The organism is Streptomyces sp. NBC_00178 (genome assembly GCF_036206005.1).
Classification (GTDB): domain Bacteria; phylum Actinomycetota; class Actinomycetes; order Streptomycetales; family Streptomycetaceae; genus Streptomyces.
In genome coordinates this window covers 2,837,222-2,853,840 of sequence record NZ_CP108143.1, presented here as the reverse complement: position 1 = coordinate 2,853,840, position 16,619 = coordinate 2,837,222, and the positions used below count along the sequence as shown (strand labels likewise).

19 protein-coding genes and 1 tRNA gene are annotated in these 16,619 nt (G+C 69.0%); 12 read left to right on the top strand and 8 right to left on the bottom strand.

Annotation, left to right across the window (positions count from 1 at the left end):
• Window positions 1-158: 158 nt before the first annotated feature.
• Window positions 159-1,487 carry a nicotinate phosphoribosyltransferase gene (locus OHT61_RS12275; protein ID WP_329037748.1) on the bottom strand — a complete coding sequence of 443 codons (1,329 nt, stop codon included), beginning with the start codon at window positions 1,485-1,487 and terminating at the stop codon, window positions 159-161.
• Between the two features lie 88 nt (window positions 1,488-1,575).
• Between OHT61_RS12275 and clpS the strand changes: the two genes are divergently transcribed.
• From clpS to OHT61_RS12240, 7 genes are all read left to right on the top strand, one after another.
• A complete protein-coding gene (clpS, locus tag OHT61_RS12270; protein ID WP_031100168.1) occupies window positions 1,576-1,884 on the top strand; it encodes an ATP-dependent Clp protease adapter ClpS in 309 nt (102 codons plus the stop codon).
• A 53-nt stretch (window positions 1,885-1,937) separates the two neighbouring features.
• Entirely contained in the window at window positions 1,938-2,525 is a 588-nt protein-coding gene (locus OHT61_RS12265) for a DUF2017 domain-containing protein (RefSeq protein ID WP_329037743.1), read from the top strand.
• Window positions 2,526-2,828: 303 nt separating this feature from the next.
• Window positions 2,829-4,259 (top strand): amino acid permease, encoded by a 1,431-nt coding sequence (locus OHT61_RS12260; RefSeq protein WP_329037741.1) that lies wholly within the window; start codon window positions 2,829-2,831, stop codon window positions 4,257-4,259.
• 111 nt (window positions 4,260-4,370) lie between these two features.
• The gene (locus OHT61_RS12255; protein WP_329037740.1) at window positions 4,371-4,805 is read left to right on the top strand and encodes a M67 family metallopeptidase; all 435 of its coding nucleotides are present in this window, start codon (window positions 4,371-4,373) and stop codon (window positions 4,803-4,805) included.
• A gap of 119 nt (window positions 4,806-4,924) precedes the next feature.
• Window positions 4,925-5,038 (top strand): putative leader peptide, encoded by a 114-nt coding sequence (locus tag OHT61_RS12250; RefSeq protein ID WP_329037738.1) that lies wholly within the window; start codon window positions 4,925-4,927, stop codon window positions 5,036-5,038.
• 112 nt (window positions 5,039-5,150) lie between these two features.
• Window positions 5,151-5,429, top strand: a complete 279-nt coding sequence (locus OHT61_RS12245) for a MoaD family protein (RefSeq protein WP_329037736.1) — start codon at window positions 5,151-5,153, stop codon at window positions 5,427-5,429.
• Entirely contained in the window at window positions 5,429-6,379 is a 951-nt protein-coding gene (locus OHT61_RS12240; RefSeq protein WP_329037733.1) for a PLP-dependent cysteine synthase family protein, read from the top strand. The genes OHT61_RS12245 and OHT61_RS12240 overlap by 1 nt, the downstream gene beginning before the upstream one ends.
• A 134-nt stretch (window positions 6,380-6,513) precedes the next feature.
• On the opposite strand, the gene OHT61_RS12235 is transcribed toward OHT61_RS12240, so the two are convergent.
• A complete protein-coding gene (locus OHT61_RS12235) occupies window positions 6,514-6,984 on the bottom strand; it encodes a type II toxin-antitoxin system PemK/MazF family toxin (protein WP_329037731.1) in 471 nt (156 codons plus the stop codon).
• Between the two features lie 172 nt (window positions 6,985-7,156).
• Between OHT61_RS12235 and OHT61_RS12230 the strand changes: the two genes are divergently transcribed.
• Complete coding sequence (locus OHT61_RS12230) at window positions 7,157-7,909, top strand: MBL fold metallo-hydrolase (protein WP_329037729.1); 753 nt, start codon at window positions 7,157-7,159, stop codon at window positions 7,907-7,909.
• Between the two features lie 91 nt (window positions 7,910-8,000).
• Here the strand turns inward: OHT61_RS12230 and OHT61_RS12225 are convergent, their stop codons facing one another.
• Complete coding sequence (locus OHT61_RS12225; RefSeq protein WP_329037727.1) at window positions 8,001-9,269, bottom strand: PTS transporter subunit EIIC; 1,269 nt, start codon at window positions 9,267-9,269, stop codon at window positions 8,001-8,003.
• A 251-nt stretch (window positions 9,270-9,520) separates the two neighbouring features.
• Entirely contained in the window at window positions 9,521-10,780 is a 1,260-nt protein-coding gene (locus tag OHT61_RS12220; protein WP_329037726.1) for a PTS transporter subunit EIIC, read from the bottom strand.
• Window positions 10,781-10,962: 182 nt separating this feature from the next.
• On the opposite strand from OHT61_RS12220, the gene OHT61_RS12215 reads away from it, so the two are divergent.
• From OHT61_RS12215 to rdgB, 4 genes are all read left to right on the top strand, one after another.
• Window positions 10,963-11,235, top strand: a complete 273-nt coding sequence (locus tag OHT61_RS12215) for a glucose PTS transporter subunit EIIB (RefSeq protein WP_078597797.1) — start codon at window positions 10,963-10,965, stop codon at window positions 11,233-11,235.
• A gap of 124 nt (window positions 11,236-11,359) precedes the next feature.
• Complete coding sequence (gene rph / locus OHT61_RS12210; RefSeq protein ID WP_329037723.1) at window positions 11,360-12,097, top strand: ribonuclease PH; 738 nt, start codon at window positions 11,360-11,362, stop codon at window positions 12,095-12,097.
• A 101-nt stretch (window positions 12,098-12,198) separates the two neighbouring features.
• A complete protein-coding gene (locus tag OHT61_RS12205) occupies window positions 12,199-12,588 on the top strand; it encodes a hypothetical protein (RefSeq protein WP_329037721.1) in 390 nt (129 codons plus the stop codon).
• A 64-nt stretch (window positions 12,589-12,652) separates the two neighbouring features.
• The gene (rdgB, locus tag OHT61_RS12200) at window positions 12,653-13,255 is read left to right on the top strand and encodes an RdgB/HAM1 family non-canonical purine NTP pyrophosphatase (RefSeq protein ID WP_329037719.1); all 603 of its coding nucleotides are present in this window, start codon (window positions 12,653-12,655) and stop codon (window positions 13,253-13,255) included.
• Window positions 13,256-13,303: 48 nt separating this feature from the next.
• Here rdgB and OHT61_RS12195 read toward each other — a convergent pair.
• From OHT61_RS12195 to proP, 4 genes are all read right to left on the bottom strand, one after another.
• A tRNA-Leu gene (locus OHT61_RS12195) sits at window positions 13,304-13,387 on the bottom strand.
• A gap of 46 nt (window positions 13,388-13,433) precedes the next feature.
• Window positions 13,434-14,288: an HNH endonuclease signature motif containing protein gene (locus OHT61_RS12190; protein ID WP_329037718.1), complete on the bottom strand. Its 855-nt coding sequence runs from the start codon at window positions 14,286-14,288 to the stop codon at window positions 13,434-13,436.
• Window positions 14,285-14,911, bottom strand: coding sequence for an HNH endonuclease signature motif containing protein (locus OHT61_RS12185; RefSeq protein WP_329037717.1), 627 nt, complete (start codon window positions 14,909-14,911; stop codon window positions 14,285-14,287). Before OHT61_RS12185 ends, OHT61_RS12190 begins: the two co-directional genes overlap by 4 nt.
• Before the next feature lie 148 nt (window positions 14,912-15,059).
• The gene (gene proP / locus OHT61_RS12180) at window positions 15,060-16,556 is read right to left on the bottom strand and encodes a glycine betaine/L-proline transporter ProP (protein ID WP_329037715.1); all 1,497 of its coding nucleotides are present in this window, start codon (window positions 16,554-16,556) and stop codon (window positions 15,060-15,062) included.
• Window positions 16,557-16,619: the final 63 nt, after the last annotated feature.

The window sequence follows — 16,619 nt, the reverse complement described above, 5'->3', positions numbered from 1 at the left end:
CGGCGCACCGTGCGGGAGGGGGCGCACACCTCGACTCTCCCTCCCGGCGCGCCCCGCGATGCGGGACCGGCTCCGGCGGCCCGGGCGTCACGGGCCCGTCCGGCGGCCGGGGCGGGCCTCGCGCCCCCCCCCGTGGGTCACTCTCGTACCCCAGCGCCTCAGACGTACTCCGTGGGCAGCACGGGCTCCCCGCGCGACAGCTGCATCGCCGACATCGGCAGTCCCGCCCGTGCCGCGGTGTGCCGCTCCCGTGCCGCCTCCAGCGGCTCCCTGGCGACCACCTCGCCGCCCCTGACGAGCTCCACCAGGAGCTGCCTGTCCGCGAGCTCCTGGGGCACCTCGCCCGTGCCGATCACCTCGGCCTCGGCGACGCCGTACTCGTCCAGCCGGCGTGCCGCCCACTTGCGGCCGCCCCTCGACGACTTCGCGCCGAGCGACTTCTTCGCGACCGGCAGCACCGGGTCCGCCGGATCGGCCGACCGTGCGCGCGCCACCAGCTTGTAGACCATGGAGCACGTGGGGTGACCGCTGCCGGTGACCAGCTGCGTCCCGACCCCGTAGGTGTCCACCGGTGCGGCGGCCAGCGAGGCGATGGCGTACTCGTCCAGGTCGGAGGTCACCACGATCTTCGTCTCCGTGGCGCCGAGCTCGTCGAGCTGCTGCCGGACCCGGTGCGCGACGAGCAGCAGGTCGCCCGAGTCGATGCGTACCGCGCCGAGCTCCGGCCCCGCGATCTCGACCGCGGTGCGCACCGCCTCGGCCACGTCGTAGGTGTCCACCAGGAGCGTGGTACCCCGGCCCAGCGAGTCCACCTGCGCCTGGAACGCGTCGCGCTCGCTGTCGTGCAGCAGGGTGAACGCGTGCGCGCTCGTCCCGACGGTCGGGATGTTGTAGCGGAAGCCCGCCGCGAGGTCCGAGGTGGAGTGGAAGCCCCCGATGTACGCCGCGCGGGCCGACGCCACCGCCGACAGCTCGTGCGTGCGCCGGGCGCCCATCTCGATGAGCCGCCGGCCGCTCGCCGCGGCGGACATCCGGGACGCGGCCGCGGCGATCGCGGAGTCGTGGTTCAGGACGGACAGGATCACGGTCTCCAGCAGCACGCACTCCGCGAAGGAGCCCTCGACCCGCAGGAGCGGCGAGCCCGGGAAGTACACCTCGCCCTCCGGATAGCCCCAGATGTCGCCGCTGAAGCGGTAGTCGGCCAGCCAGTCGACGGTCTGCCCGTCCACGATCCTCTGGTCGCGCAGGAAGGCGAGCATCTCGTCGTCGAAGTGGAAGTTCTCCACCGCGTCCAGCACGCGCCCGGTCCCCGCCACCACGCCGTAGCGCCGGCCCTCGGGGAGGCGGCGGGTGAAGGCCTCGAAGACGGAGCGCCGGTCCGCGGTGCCCGCCTTCAGTGCGGCCTGCACCATGGTCAGCTCGTACTGGTCGGTGAAGAGCGCGGTCGACGGCACACCGACCCGTCGCCCAAGGTCCGCTGAGTTCATGCCGGGGATGCTACTCCCTATTCGTCAAAGTGACGAGATGGGGGCGCCGTTTGTGCGCCGACCCCTCCCTGGTGGCAGCATGGGGTAGGTGAGCGTTGCTGCCCCCGTAGAGATCGAACGTCCCGAATCGGCCGAGGAGACCTTCGCCGTCCCCGAGCCCGACGTCCCCTGGGTGACGCTGGTGCACAACGACCCGGTGAACCTCATGAGCTACGTGACCTACGTCTTCCAGGCGTACTTCGGCTACTCGAAGGACAAGGCGCACAAGCTGATGCTCGACGTCCACCAGAAGGGCCGCGCGGTCGTCTCCAGCGGAAGCCGCGAAGAGATGGAACGCGACGTACAGGCCATGCACGGCTACGGGCTCTGGGCCACCCTGACCCAGGACCGGAACTGACCGGACGCCCTCTTCCCCCTTCCGCTCCGCCCGACCCACTCATCGGAGAACTCATGGCCGGCCACTTCGAGGCCAACCCAGGCGGCGGCGCGTCCGTCGCGCTCGACGAGGTCGAGGTCGCCATCCTGCGCTCCCTCGCCGTGCAGCTGCTCGAACTGATCGGCCCGGGCGACGAGCCCGCCGAGGGCGAGGACCCCCTCGCCGCCCTCTTCGCCGAGGGGCCCAGCGAACCGCCCTCGGACCCCGCCCTCGCCCGCCTCTTCCCCGAGGCCTACGGCGACGCGGACAAGGAGCTGCGCGAGGCGTCCGCCGAGTTCCGCCGCTTCACCGAGAACGACCTGCGCACCCGCAAGCGCGACGACGCGCTCGCCGTCGTGCGGTCGCTCGACGCGCTCGCGCCCGTGGCCGACAGCGGCGCCGTGCTCAGCCTCACCGGCGACGAGTGCCACCACTGGCTCGGCTCGCTCAACGACCTCCGCCTCACCATCGGCACGCGGCTGGAGGTCTCGGACGAGGACGAGGGCCAGGACGGATCGCTCTACCGGCTGCCCGACGACGACCCCCGCAAGCCGATGGTGATGGCCTACCTCTGGCTCGGGGCGCTCCAGGAAACCCTCGTCGAAACCCTGATGCACGACTGACGGTCCTCGGGTTCGCTCAACGGATGCTCAAATCCGAATAACGATCCCGTCACCTGAACGGCGTTCTTTGCAGCGCCTGGAAACGCTTGTCCGCTTTTTCCTGTGGTGTGCGCCACATAATGTCCGTCGGCTGAGCCGGGCGACCGTGATAAATCTTCACGACCGCCCGGGGACGCCACCCCTGTTCCCGGGGGCGCTACAAGCCGGCCGAACGCCGGCGGCACTCCATCCATATCCGGGGGGATCAGGACCTGATCCGACGCCGACGACGGCGCGGATCGGCGTGGAGAAAGGCGCACCACCATGACATCGGCGCAGGTCGACAACGGACAGGCGGACGGCCCGAAGGCCGTCGACGCCCCGGCGGGCGAGGGCTACCAGCGAGGCCTCGGAGCCCGCCAGATCCAGATGATCGCCATCGGCGGAGCCATCGGCACGGGGCTCTTCCTCGGCGCGGGCAAGGCCATCGACAGGGCCGGCCCCAGCCTCATCCTGGCGTACGCCATCGCGGGCCTCGTCATCTTCTTCATCATGCGCGCCCTGGGCGAACTCCTCATGTACCGCCCGGTTTCCGGCTCCTTCTCGGAGTACGCACGCGAATTCCTCGGACCCTTCTTCGGATTCGTGACCGGATGGACGTACTGGCTCTTCTGGGTCGTCACCGGCATCACCGAAGTCACCGCCGCGGCCACCTATATGACGTACTGGTGGGATATCCCGCAATGGCTGTCCGCGCTCGTGTTCACCTTCATTCTCTACGGCGCCAACCTGATCTCCGTGAAGCTCTTCGGCGAGCTCGAGTTCTGGTTCTCGATGGTCAAGGTCACCGCGATCCTCGGCATGATCCTCATCTGCGCCGGCGTGCTCACCATCGGCTTCTCCGACGCCGGTGACACCGCGACCGTCGCCAACCTGTGGAACGACGGCGGCTTCTTCCCCGAAGGCATCAGCGGCACCCTGATGACCCTCCAGATCGTCATGTTCGCCTTCCTCGCCGTCGAACTCGTCGGCGTCACCGCGGGCGAGTCCAAGGACCCGAAGACGGTCCTGCCCAAGGCCATCAACACCGTGCCGTGGCGCATCGCCGTCTTCTACGTCGGCGCGCTGATCATGATCCTGTCCGTGGTCCCGTGGAGCACCTTCAAGCCCGGCGTCTCCCCGTTCGTCGCCGCGTTCCAGGAGATGGGCCTCGGCATCGGCGCCGCGATCGTCAACTTCGTCGTGCTCACCGCCGCGCTGTCCTCCTGCAACTCCGGCATGTACTCCACCGGCCGCATGCTGCGCGACCTCGCCCTCAACGGCCAGGGCCCCAAGGCCTTCACGAAGCTGACGAAGAACGGCCTCCCGCTGGTCGGCACCACCGCCTCCGCCGCACTCATGCTCGTCGGCGTCTGGATCAACTACCAGTGGCCCGGCGACGCGTTCACCTACGTCGTCTCCTTCGCGACCATCTCCGGCATGTGGGCCTGGATCATGATCCTGGTCTGCCAGATCCGCTACCGCGCCAAGGCCGACCGCGGCGAACTCCCGCAGTCGACCTTCAAGGCACCGGGCGCACCCTTCACCAGCTGGTTCGCCCTCGCGTTCATCGGCCTCGTCATCATCATGATGGCCGTCGACAAGGACGCCCGGATCTCGCTCTACTGCGCGCCGCTGTGGGGCCTCATCCTGGGCGTCTCCTACCTGGTGCTCAAGGCACGCAACCCCGACAACAAGGCCTTCGCCAAGCGCTGACCCGCGCGACGGCACCCCCGGGACACCGCCGCCCCAACGGCCGCGTCCGGCATACGGGCCCGCGCGTACCACTCCTCGGTACGCGCGGGCCCGTCTGCTTATCCTGGCGCCATGCTGACCCTCACCCAGGCGCTCCACGACCAGATCGTCGCGCACGCCCGCGCCGACCACCCCGACGAGGCGTGCGGAGTGGTCGCGGGCCCGGCCGGGACGGGCCGCGCCGAACGCTTCGTCCCCATGCTCAACGCCGCACGCTCGCCCACGTTCTACGAGTTCGACTCAGGCGACCTGCTCAAGCTCTACCGCGAGATGGACGACCGCGACGAGGAGCCGGTGATCATCTACCACTCCCACACCGCGACCGAGGCCTACCCCTCGCGCACCGACCTCACCTACGCCAACGAGCCCGGCGCCCACTACGTCCTGGTCTCCACCGCCGACACCGACGACGCCGGCCCCTTCCAGTTCCGCTCGTACCGCATCGTCGACGGCGAGATCACCGAGGAAGAGGTCCAGGTCGTCGAGGCGTACCCCGCCACCGCCTGACACCCGGGGGCGGCGCCGGAAGCGCCGCCCCCACCCCGCTGTCCGACTGGTGAACGCTCACCATCCACCATGTGGGATCACACTCCGGTTTCCCGGTGGGGAATCGATACGATGAGCCCATGGTTCCCCATGACGTGAGCGACAAGACGCCGGGCATGCTGCTCGTCGCGCGGCTGCACGTCGACCTGTGCAGGCTGTCCAGCGCGATGTGTCCGGCCCCGGCCTGCCCGTGAACCGCCCGGCCTGAGCCGCGGCCCGAGCGCCACCACGTACGCACCACCCCCGCGCGGGGGCCCGCACGCGCGCCCCACACGCCACTTCCCGCATCCGACAGGAGCCCACGCCATGGCCATCGAGGTCCGCATCCCGACCATCCTCCGCACCTACACCGACGGCGCCAAGGCGGTCGAGGGCAGCGGGGACACCATCGCCGACCTCCTCGCCGACCTGGAGAGCCGCCACACCGGCATCCGCGAGCGCATCGTCGACGGCGACCAGCTGCGCCGCTTCGTGAACGTCTACCTCAACGACGAGGACGTCCGCTTCCTCGACGGCATCTCCACCAAGCTCACCGACGGCGACAACATCACCATCCTCCCGGCCGTCGCCGGCGGCATGCGCTGATGCGCTACGACTCCCCGCTCGCGGCCGTGGGCAACACGCCCCTGGTCCGCCTGCCGCGGCTGTCCCCGTCCGACGACGTCCGGATCTGGGCCAAGCTGGAGGACCGCAACCCCACCGGCTCGATCAAGGACCGCCCCGCGCTCCACATGGTCGAACAGGCCGAGAAGGACGGCCGGCTGACACCCGGCTGCACGATCCTGGAGCCGACCAGCGGCAACACCGGCATCTCGCTCGCCATGGCGGCCAAGCTCAAGGGCTACCGCATCGTGTGCGTCATGCCGGAGAACACCTCGCAGGAACGGCGCGACCTCCTCACCATGTGGGGCGCGGAGATCATCCCGTCACCCGCCGCGGGAGGCTCCAACACGGCCGTACGCGTGGCCAAGGAACTCGCCGCCGAACACCCCGACTGGGTCATGCTCTACCAGTACGGAAACCCCGACAACGCGGGCGCCCACTACGCCACCACCGGCCCCGAGATCCTCGCCGACCTCCCGTCCGTCACCCACTTCGTGGCGGGCCTGGGCACCACCGGCACCCTCATGGGCGTCGGCCGCTACCTGCGGGAGAACAAACCCGACGTCAGCATCGTCGCCGCGGAACCCCGCTACGACGACCTCGTCTACGGTCTGCGCAACCTCGACGAGGGCTTCGTCCCCGAGCTCTACGACGCCTCCGTGCTCACCACCCGCTTCTCCGTCGGCTCCGCCGACGCCGTCACCCGCACCCGCGAGCTCCTCCAGCAGGAGGGCATCTTCGCGGGCGTCTCCACCGGCGCCGCGCTCCACGCCGCGATCGGCGTCGGCCGCAAGGCGGTCACGGCGGGACAGAGCGCCGACATCGTCTTCGTCGTCGCCGACGGCGGCTGGAAGTACCTCTCCACCGGCGTCTACACCGCCCCCACCACCGAGGCGGCGATCGAGACGCTGCACGGCCAGCTCTGGGCCTGACACCGGCCGGACACGAACGGACCCCGGGCGAACCACCGGGACCGAACGGACCCCGGGTGAACCACCGGGACCCGGGCCAGGACACCGGGAGGCGTGGGGCGGGAAGCACGACCCGCCCCACGCCTCCCGCGTACTCACCCCAGACCGCGCACCCGGTCCCACAGCCCCGGATCCACCTCACCGGCCCTGCGGCGGAACGCCGACACCGCCACGTCCCGCAGCTCGTCCGTCTCCAGGAAACTCCGCCGGCCCCTGGCGTCCCCCACCGCACCCGGCGGCAACGCGATCACCCCCGGCCGCTCCTCGTGATGCCTGCTGGTGATCTTGGCGACGACCGCCGTGCCACCCCGCACCGACAGCACCAGACACGGCCGGTCCTTAGACCCGGGCCCGTCCTCGTACGGCACGTCGGCCCACCAGATCTCCCCGGGCCGCGGCTCACCGTGCGGCCGCCCCCTCCTCCGCTCCGGAGGCCGCCCCGGAGGACGGCTCCGCCCGCCCGGACGCCGAGGACCACGCCCGCCCCTGCCCCGCGCATCGGACACCGACGCGACGAGCGCCAGCAGGACCACGGCGGCCAGCGCCGCCCACCACCACGAGTTCATCCACCGACCGTACCCGCGCCCCGCGACACCCGGTCTTCCATCGAACCGGTGACAGCGCAGGTGAGTTCCCCCACAACGGCAGGCCATGGAGGAGCGGCCACCTCTTTCGCGCCTTAGGCTCGACGGACCGCACGAACCCTCCCCGTTCCCACGCCTCGGAGGTTCACGCTCCATGAAGCTCACCGTCGTCGGCTGCTCCGGCTCGTTCCCCTCCACGGGTTCGGCATGCTCGAGCTACCTCGTAGAGGCCGACGGCTTCCGGCTGCTCCTCGACATGGGCAACGGTGCCCTCGGCGAGCTGCAGCGCCATGTAGGTCTCTACGACCTCGACGCCATCTTCCTCAGCCACCTCCATGCCGACCACTGCATCGACATGTGCGCGTACTTCGTCGTCCGCTACTACCGCTTCGACGGCGGCAGACCCGCCGCGATCCCCGTGTACGGACCCGAGGGCACCGAACGGCGCCTGACCACGGCTCACGCCGACACCCCGTCCGACCACGCGATGAGCGAGGTCTTCGACTTCCACACACTGAAGTCCGGGTCGTTCGAGATCGGCCCCTTCTCGGTCCGCACGGAGAAGGTCTGCCACCCCGTCGAGACCTTCGGCATCCGCATCGAGCACGAGGGCCGCACCCTCACGTACTCGGGCGACACGGGCACCTGCGAGGCGCTGGCCGAACTCGCCGAGGGCAGCGACCTGTTCCTCTGCGAGGCGTCGTTCGTCCACGGCAAGGAGGACATCCCCGACCTCCACCTCAACGGCCGGGAGGCGGGCGAGTACGCCGCACGCGCGGGAGCCGGCCGTCTCGTCCTCACCCACATCCCGCCGTGGACCGACGCCGACCGCAACCTCTCCGACGCCCGCGAGGTGTACGAGGGCCCGGTCGAGCTGGCGGTTCCGGGCGCGGTGTACGAGGTCTGAGGCCCCGCCTCCCGCGCACGGGCCGCGCCCACGACGAAGCCCCCACCTCCCGGCGCGGGAGGTGGGGGCTTCTCGATGGATCCGCCAGGGCTTACGCCTTGGTGAGGTCCTCGACCTCCTCCTCGGGCTCACGGCCCGGGGTGGTGAGGTTGAACTTCGTGATGGCGAAGCGGAAGACCACGTAGTAGATCACCGCGAAGGCCAGACCGATGGGGATGATCATCCACGGCTTGGTCGCCAGGTTCCAGTTCAGGAAGTAGTCGATCGCACCGGCGGAGAAGCTGAAGCCGTGGTGCACGCCCAGGCCCCACGTGACGGCCATCGACACGGCGGTCAGCACCGCGTGGATGACGTAGAGGAGCGGCGCGATGAACATGAACGCGAACTCGATCGGCTCCGTGATGCCGGTGACGAACGAGGTCAGCGCCAGCGACATCATCATGCCGCCCACGGCCTTGCGGCGCTCGGGCCGGGCCGTGTGGGTGATGGCCAGGGCGGCGGCGGGCAGCGCGAACATCATGATCGGGAAGAAGCCGGACATGAACTGACCGGCCGTGGGGTCACCGTGGAAGAAGCGCGGCAGGTCGCCGTGCCACACACCACCGGTGGAGTCCTTGAAGGAACCGATCTCCTGCCAGGCCACCGTGTTCACGAACTGGTGCATGCCGACCGGCAGCAGCGCACGGTTGACGACACCGAAGATGCCGGCACCGACAGCGCCCAGACTCGTCATCCACTCACCGAAGTTGGTGATGACGTCACCGACGGGCTCCCAGAGCAGACCGAAGAGCACACCCATGATGGTGCCCACGAAGGCCATGATGATCGGGACGAGACGGCGGCCGTTGAAGAAGCCGAGCCAGTCGACCAGCTTGGTGCGGTGGAAGCGCTGCCAGATGACGGCGGCCAGGAGGCCCATGATGATGCCGCCGAAGACCTTGGGGTCGTTGTACGTCGCGGCGACGTCGACACCCTTGTTGGCCGTGGTGTTCACGACGGCGTCGGAGGTCGGGAACGCGGTCAGCACGTTCTTGTACACCAGGAAGCCGACCAGGGCGGCGAGCGCGGTGGAACCGTCTGCCTTCTTGGCGAAGCCGATGGCTATGCCGACGCAGAACAGCAGCGGCAGGTTCGCGAAGACCGCGTCGCCGGCGGTCGCGAAGACCGTGGCGACCTTGCCCCAGCCGAGGCCCTCCGCCCCGAAGACGTCGGGCTGGCCGAGGCGGAGCAGGATGCCCGCCGCCGGCAGGACGGCGATCGGCAGCTGGAGGCTGCGCCCGATCTTCTGCAGGCCCTGGAACACGCCGGCACCCCGCTTCTTCGCGGGAGCCGCCGGGGCGGCAGCGGTGTCCGTACTCATGAACTTCCTCCGGTAAGGCAAGGCGTCGCCGGGGACGGGTTACCGGGGAGGCGACGACTTGAGGAACGCGGCGGGGGACAGCCGCGTGGTCTGGACCACTCAGTGGTGTAGACCAGTTTTAGCACGGTGAGGGTTAGATAAGGAACCTTCGATTACCTCCTGTTTCCGGCGTAGTTCCGCCGCCACCCTGGGTGACACGGCGAAGGCCCCCGGACCGGTGGGTCCGGGGGCCTTGCGGAAGCGGAGAAGCCTCACCTGGTGAGGTCCTCCTCCGTCTTCCTCTCCTCCTCCGCGGGCTCCCGCCCCGGGGTCTGGAGATTGAACTTGGTGATCGCGAACCGGAAGATCACATAGTAGATCACCGCGAAGCACAGCCCGATCGGGATGATCAGCCACGGTTTGGTGTCCAGGTGCCAGTTGACGACGTAGTCGATCAGCCCCGCCGAGAAGCTGAATCCGGCGTGCACGCCGAACGCCCACGTGACGCCCATCGAGACACCGGTCAGGATGGCGTGCACCCCGTACAGCAGCGGGGCGACGAAGAGGAAGGAGAACTCGATCGGTTCCGTCACACCCGTCACGAACGACGTCAGCGCCACGGAGAGCATCAGCCCGGACACCTCCTTGCGCCGCTCAGGACGCGCGGTGTGCGCGATGGCCAGGGCGGCGGCCGGCAGGCCGAACATGAAGATCGGGAAGAAGCCCGAGGTGAACTGGCCCGCCGACGGGTCCCCGGCGAAGAACCGCGAGATGTCACCCTGGACGGTCGCCCCGTCCCCGCCGGTGAACTCGCCCGCCTGGAACCAGAAGAACGTGTTCAGGAACTGGTGCATGCCGATCGGGATCAGCAGGCGGTTCGCGAACCCGAAGATCGCCGCACCCCAGGCACCGAGATCGATCAACTGCTTGGCGAACCAGGTCAGCGCGTCACCCACCGGCTGCCAGAGCAGACCGAACAGCGTGCCCAGGATCACACAGATGAACGCCATCAGGATCGGCACGAGGCGGCGGCCGTTGAAGAAGCCGAGCCAGTCGACCAGCTTGGTCCGGTGGAAGCGCTGCCAGACGACCGCGGTGATCAGGCCGATGATGATGCCGCCCAGGACCCCCGGGTTCTGCGGTGTCCCCGCGGGCAGGGCCTCGGTCACCGAACCGTCGACCGGGAACGCCGTCAGCACGCCCCGGTAGACCAGGAATCCGACCACCGCCGCCAGTGCCGTCGAGCCGTCGGCCTTCTTCGCGAAACCGATGGCCACGCCGATGCAGAACAGCAGGGGCAGGCCCAGGTCGCCGTTGAGGATCGCCCCGCCGCCGTTGAGGAGGACCTTGGCGAACTTGTCCCAGAATGCGCCGTGCAGCGAGGAACCGAAGAGGTTGCCGAGGCTGACGAGGAGGCCGGCGGCGGGCAGGACGGCCACCGGCAGCTGCAGACTGCGGCCCACCTTCTGCAAGCCCTGGACCGGCCCGTTCCACCACTTCCGCTGCGGTACTGCCGCCGCGCTCGAACTCATCGGCTTCCTCCCGGAACAAGCCTGGTTTGGCGGTCGTTGGAAACTGGTGTAGACCAGTTGCGATACGGTGCGGAGCCCTGTCGAAAGGCAGGGTGCCGGTGATCGTCATCATTGGGGACCGTGCGGATACCCGCCCGTGAAGTTGGGCCAACCGTGCGTTACCGTGACGAAACGGACCCACGGTGGGCCGCCCCACGCACGCACAGACCAGGGAGAAGGACATGGCCAGCAAGGCTGAGAAGATCGTCGCCGGGCTCGGCGGTATCGAGAACATCGACGAGATCGAAGGCTGCATCACCCGCCTCCGCACCGAGGTCCACGACCCCAGCAAGGTCGACGAAGCCGCGCTCAAGGCCGCCGGAGCCCACGGCGTCGTCAAGATGGGCACCGCGATCCAGGTCGTCATCGGCACCGACGCCGACCCCATCGCCGCCGACATCGAAGACATGATGTGACCGGCTGACACCACCGGCCCACCCGAACCCACGCGCAGGCCCCGCTCCGCCCCCGACCGGTCAGGAGCGGGGCCTGCCGTGCACCCGAACGGACCCCGCGCCCGCAGCCGATAGGCTCGACGCCATGTCTCGCATCGACGGCCGCACCCCCGAACAGCTCCGCCCCGTCACCATCGAACGCGGATGGAGCAAGCACGCCGAAGGCTCCGTGCTCATCTCCTTCGGCGACACCAAGGTCTTCTGCACCGCCTCCGTCACCGAAGGCGTACCGCGCTGGCGCAAGGGCAGCGGCGAAGGCTGGGTCACCGCCGAGTACTCCATGCTGCCCCGCTCCACCAACACCCGCGGCGACCGCGAATCCGTACGCGGCAAGATCGGCGGCCGCACCCACGAGATCAGCCGCCTCATCGGCCGCTCCCTGCGCGCGGTGATCGACTACAAGGCCCTCGGCGAGAACACCATCGTCCTCGACTGCGACGTCCTCCAGGCCGACGGCGGCACCCGCACCGCCGCCATCACCGGCGCCTACGTCGCCCTCGCCGACGCCGTCGCCTGGGCCCAGGGCAAGAAGATCATCAAGCACGGCCGCAAGCCCCTCACCGGCACCGTCGCCGCCATCAGCGTCGGCATCGTCGACGGCACCCCCCTCCTCGACCTCTGCTACGAGGAAGACGTCCGCGCCGACACCGACATGAACGTCGTCTGCACCGGCGACGGCCGCTTCGTCGAAGTCCAGGGCACCGCCGAGGCCCAGCCCTTCGACCGCGCCGAACTCGACGCCCTCCTCGACCTCGCCACCGCCGGATGCGTCGACCTCGCCAAGCTCCAGGAAGAAGCACTCGCCCGCACACTCGGCGAGTAAAGAAGCAACCAAAAGCGCAGCGCACAGCGTCGTAACGAGCACGGGCGCACGGGTCGAACCGTGCGCCCGTCCACGTATCCGCTCCGGGGAGGGACCGCACCATGGCCTCGCGCCGCCACCACCGCACCGCACTCGCCGTCACGGCAACCCTGCTGACCCTCACCGCCGCGACGGGCTGCGGCGCCGTCGACAAGGCCCTCGACTGCGTACGCACCGCCGACGCCATCGCCACCAGCGTCAACAGCCTCCAGCAGGCGGTATCCAACGCCACCGACGACCCCACCCAGGCCTCGGAAGCCCTCGACCAGATCGACAAGGACCTCAAGGACCTCGGCGACACCACCGACAACGCAGACCTCAGCAAGGCCGTCGACGACCTCCAGGCCGGCGTCACCAACGTCCGCGACTCCCTCGACAAGGGCGACGCCACCCCCGACATCACTCCCGTCACCGACGCGGCCACCGAGATCGGCAAGGTCTGCACCCCCTGACCGGGAAGGCCCCACCCCGGGACCGGGAGGGCCGCACCCGTCGGCAGGCGGCGATAATCGACGCATGACGCGCCTGATCCTCGCCACCCGCAACGCCGGGAAAATCACCGAACTCCACGCGATCCTCGCCGACGCGGGCCTGACCCTCGACCTCGTCGGCGCGGACGCGTACCCGGACATCCCCGACGTCAAGGAAACCGGCGTCACCTTCGCCGAGAACGCACTCCTCAAGGCCCATGCCCTGGCCCAGGCCACCGGCCACCCCGCCATCGCCGACGACTCCGGCCTCTGCGTCGACGTACTTGGCGGCGCCCCCGGCATCTTCTCCGCCCGCTGGTCCGGCACCCACGGCGACGACCAGGCCAACCTGGACCTGCTCCTGGCCCAGCTCGGCGACATCGACACCCCCCACCGCGGCGCCTACTTCGCCTGCGCCGCCGCCCTGGCCCTGCCCGACGGCACGGAACGCGTGGTCGAGGGCCGCCTCAACGGCACCCTGCGCCACACCCCGGCCGGCACGCACGGCTTCGGCTACGACCCGATCCTCCAGCCGGACGACGAGACCCGCACGTGCGCGGAACTCACCCCGGCGGAGAAGAACGCGATCAGCCACCGGGGGAAGGCGTTCCGGGCGCTGGTGCCGGTGGTGCGGGAGCTGGTGGGGTAACGCCGACAGGCTCAGCCCCGACTGTGCGGGCTGAGCCTGTCGTGTGTGTACGCGAGAAGGGACTCGAACCCTCACGCCACTAGGGCACTGGTACCTAAAACCAGCCTGTCTAACCAGTTCCAGCACTCGCGCGTGTGACGGCAGTCTACAAGGGGGCCGTCGGGCAAGCCGTAAGAGGTCAATCCTCGACTGCCTCGGATCGATGACGGTTGCGACACCATGTGGCGGTCAGGCTATGGCAATTCGGGCACAGGTAGCGCAGGTTCGCATGCCGGTTGTCGAGCCGGTCGCCGTTGATGTGGTCGATCTCCAGAACGAGGCGTTTCCCCTGCCATGTGTCGCCGATCCCACATGCTGAGCACTTGCGTACCACCTGCAGGTCATCGAGCGCGCGGCGTAGGTGAGAGGTGCGGGTCCGCGGTGTGCCCGGCTCCAGGCGCCGGAGGATATCCGCTGCCTTCTTGCGGTGAGGTGACGGCGCCCCGCGGGAGTGGGCTCGCCCGGTGAAGTGGGAGGTCGAGAGACCGTACTCGTCGATGGCCCGCTTCAGGCATGTACGCGTTGCACCGTTGTCCGCGAGCCCGAGACGCTTGAGAGCCTGTGCCAGGCTCCTGGATTCGGCGAGGGCCGGCCGCAGATCCTCGAGGGATGTGACCAGTGGACGGTGCCTCCGCCCTCCGGTGAAGTGGGAGGTGTCGATACCCAACCGGTCGAGCTTCCTCCTGACGTAGTCGTAGGGGCTTTCGCTGGGGGTGTATCCCATGTACTCGAACATTTCTCGAATGCTGTGGGTGTTGGCGGCGGCCTCGCTGAGCCTCTCCTTCGTGTAGGACCGCCGTTCCCCGGGAGGAAGGGACTCGTCGGTGAAGTGGGAGGTGTCGATTCCGTAGTGCTCCAGTCGACGACGGACGTACTGGAGGGTCCTGCTGCCCAGTGGGGCGTCCAGGCGTACCAGCAGGTCCACAAGGCTGCTTGAGACCGCCGCGGTCCGCACCAGAACGTCACGGGAGAAGCGGCGGTTCTGGACGCTCACGCTGATTTCCGTCGCTTCCGACCGCGATACGTGTCCGTGACGGAGTGGCAATTGGGGCACAGCAGGCGCAGGTTCTCCAGGCGGTTGTCCCACCATGCGCCGTCGATGTGGTCGACCTCGAGGCGCAGGGGGCGGCCGTCCCATTCCGCACCCGTGCCGCACATGGCACACAGCTCCGGCACTCCACACCTGAGCAGTTCGCGCCGAAGCCGCTCACCGGAGACCCTGCCGTCCGCCCGGGACCTGAGTGCCAGCAGGCTGCCGAGCACCCTCTTCCGTCGTGCCCGGGAGCGGGTCTCGAAGTGAGAGGTGTCGATTCCCAGCGCGGCTATCCGGCGGCTGATGTGGCTGTGATTGCCCCCGACGGGATTGATTCCGAGGCGACGCACGACCTCGGCGACGCTTGTGGAGCCCGCGACCAGGTCGCGCAGAACGTGTTCGGTGTGCCGGATTCTCGGGTCTGCGAAGTGGGAGATGTCGATCCTCTCCTCTGCCATCTTCCGCCGTAGGTAGGCCCTGCTTCCCGGCGTCGGTGTACCTCCGCACCACCGCACCGCGTCATCGCAGTTGGCCGTCTCACGAGCTGCCGCTTCGAGCAGCTCGCGGGTGTAATGGGCCGGCATGTCCCCCTCCGCATCCGGCCGCGCGTTCGCGGCCTCGTACGGAGCAACGAACCGTTTATCGGATGGTCACGTCCGGAATGCGGCGAGATGCGGAAAGGCCCGTACCGCTTATGGGGAAGCGGTACGGGCCCTTCGGGAACGGGACGCGTCAGAACTTCGGGTCCGGGCTCTGGGCCTGGACCAGGTCGGCCGCCTCCTGCTCCGTCTCCACCGAGGGCGGGGAGCCGGCCAGGGGCTGGTTGGCGGTCTCCTTCATGCAGGCCACCGCGATCACACCGACCAGGGCCGCCGCCATCGCGTAGTACGCCGGCATGAGGTTCGTGCCGCTCCAGCTGATCAGGGCCGTGATCACCAGCGGTGTCGTGCCGCCGAAGATCGAGGCCGAGAGGTTGTAGCCGACCGACAGGGAGCCGTAGCGGACGTTGGTCGGGAACAGGGCCGGGAGCGCCGCCGACATCGTGCCCAGCAGGCAGACCAGGGAGAGTCCGAGCATCAGCATGCCGATGGTGATCGCCGGGATGCTGCCCTGGCGGATCAGCAGGAAGGCCGGCAGGGACAGGAACAGGAAGCCGAGCATGCCGGTCATCAGCAGGGGCTTGCGGCCGAACCGGTCGGAGAGCTTGCCGAAGCGGCTGATGATCACCATGAGGACGACCATGACGCCGAGCAGGATGAGCAGCCCGTGGGTCTCGCTGTAGCCGAGCTCGTCGGAGAGGTAGGTCGGCATGTACGACAGGAGCATGTAGTCGGTGATGTTGTACGCGCCGACCAGGGCGATGCAGAGGATCAGGGTCGGCCAGTACTGGCGGAAGATCTTGGCCAGGTCGCCCTTGGCGGTGGACTCGACGTGGTCGGCCGCCTCCGTGGCGTGGGCGGTGCCGCCTTCGAGCTTCTGGAAGGCGGGGGTCTCGTCCAGGCGCAGTCGCAGGTAGAGGCCGACGAGGCCGAGGGGTCCGGCGACGAGGAACGGGATGCGCCAGCCCCAGGACTCCATCTGGCCGGTGTCCAGGAGGGCGTAGAGGAGGGTGACCAGGCCGGCGGCGCCGACGTATCCGGCGAGGGTGCCGAATTCGAGGAAGCTGCCGAAGAAGCCGCGGCGCTTGTCGGGGGCGTATTCGGCGATGAACGTCGATGCGCCGCCGTACTCGCCGCCGGTGGAGAAGCCCTGGAGCATCCGGAAGAAGATCAGGAGGACCGCCGCCCAGACGCCGATGGTGCCGTGGGAGGGGATGAGGCCGATCGCGAAGGTGCCGACCGCCATGAGGATCATCGTGAGGGCGAGGACCTTCTTGCGGCCGATCTTGTCGCCCATGGGCCCGAAGAACATGCCGCCGAGCGGCCGTACGAGGAAGGCGACGGCGAAGGTGGCGAACGACGAGAGGAGCTGGGTGGTGTCGTTCCCGGATGGGAAGAAGACGTGCCCGATGGTGACGGCCAGGTAGGAGTAGATGCCGAAGTCGAACCACTCCATGGCGTTGCCGAGCGAGGCGGCCTTCACCGCGCGCTTGACCGCCTGGTCGTCGGTGACGGTGATGTCCGTGCGACGGAGCCGGGGATTCTGGCGCTTGCGGATGGCCCGGAAGAGCGCGGGGTGCCGTTTGACCGCATCAGGGTCGGCCGCCTGGTGGGGGTCGGAGGCCGCCATGGCCGGTTCCTTTCGTCGAACGGTGTTCCAGGAAAGGCTTCTGCGCGGTCATGGCGGTTGCAA

Excerpts from the sequence above, each read along its gene's own strand:
- OHT61_RS12275 (WP_329037748.1), bottom strand. The coding sequence starts at position 1,487 with ATGAACTCAGCGGACCTTGGGCGACGGGTCGGTGTGCCGTCGACCGCG.
- OHT61_RS12265 (WP_329037743.1), top strand. The coding sequence starts at position 1,938 with ATGGCCGGCCACTTCGAGGCCAACCCAGGCGGCGGCGCGTCCGTCGCG.
- OHT61_RS12260 (WP_329037741.1), top strand. The coding sequence starts at position 2,829 with ATGACATCGGCGCAGGTCGACAACGGACAGGCGGACGGCCCGAAGGCC.
- OHT61_RS12255 (WP_329037740.1), top strand. The coding sequence starts at position 4,371 with ATGCTGACCCTCACCCAGGCGCTCCACGACCAGATCGTCGCGCACGCC.
- OHT61_RS12250 (WP_329037738.1), top strand. The coding sequence starts at position 4,925 with ATGGTTCCCCATGACGTGAGCGACAAGACGCCGGGCATGCTGCTCGTC.
- OHT61_RS12245 (WP_329037736.1), top strand. The coding sequence starts at position 5,151 with ATGGCCATCGAGGTCCGCATCCCGACCATCCTCCGCACCTACACCGAC.
- OHT61_RS12240 (WP_329037733.1), top strand. The coding sequence starts at position 5,429 with ATGCGCTACGACTCCCCGCTCGCGGCCGTGGGCAACACGCCCCTGGTC.
- OHT61_RS12235 (WP_329037731.1), bottom strand. The coding sequence starts at position 6,984 with ATGAACTCGTGGTGGTGGGCGGCGCTGGCCGCCGTGGTCCTGCTGGCG.
- OHT61_RS12230 (WP_329037729.1), top strand. The coding sequence starts at position 7,157 with ATGAAGCTCACCGTCGTCGGCTGCTCCGGCTCGTTCCCCTCCACGGGT.
- OHT61_RS12225 (WP_329037727.1), bottom strand. The coding sequence starts at position 9,269 with ATGAGTACGGACACCGCTGCCGCCCCGGCGGCTCCCGCGAAGAAGCGG.
- OHT61_RS12220 (WP_329037726.1), bottom strand. The coding sequence starts at position 10,780 with ATGAGTTCGAGCGCGGCGGCAGTACCGCAGCGGAAGTGGTGGAACGGG.
- rph (WP_329037723.1), top strand. The coding sequence starts at position 11,360 with ATGTCTCGCATCGACGGCCGCACCCCCGAACAGCTCCGCCCCGTCACC.
- OHT61_RS12205 (WP_329037721.1), top strand. The coding sequence starts at position 12,199 with ATGGCCTCGCGCCGCCACCACCGCACCGCACTCGCCGTCACGGCAACC.
- rdgB (WP_329037719.1), top strand. The coding sequence starts at position 12,653 with ATGACGCGCCTGATCCTCGCCACCCGCAACGCCGGGAAAATCACCGAA.
- OHT61_RS12185 (WP_329037717.1), bottom strand. The coding sequence starts at position 14,911 with ATGCCGGCCCATTACACCCGCGAGCTGCTCGAAGCGGCAGCTCGTGAG.
- proP (WP_329037715.1), bottom strand. The coding sequence starts at position 16,556 with ATGGCGGCCTCCGACCCCCACCAGGCGGCCGACCCTGATGCGGTCAAA.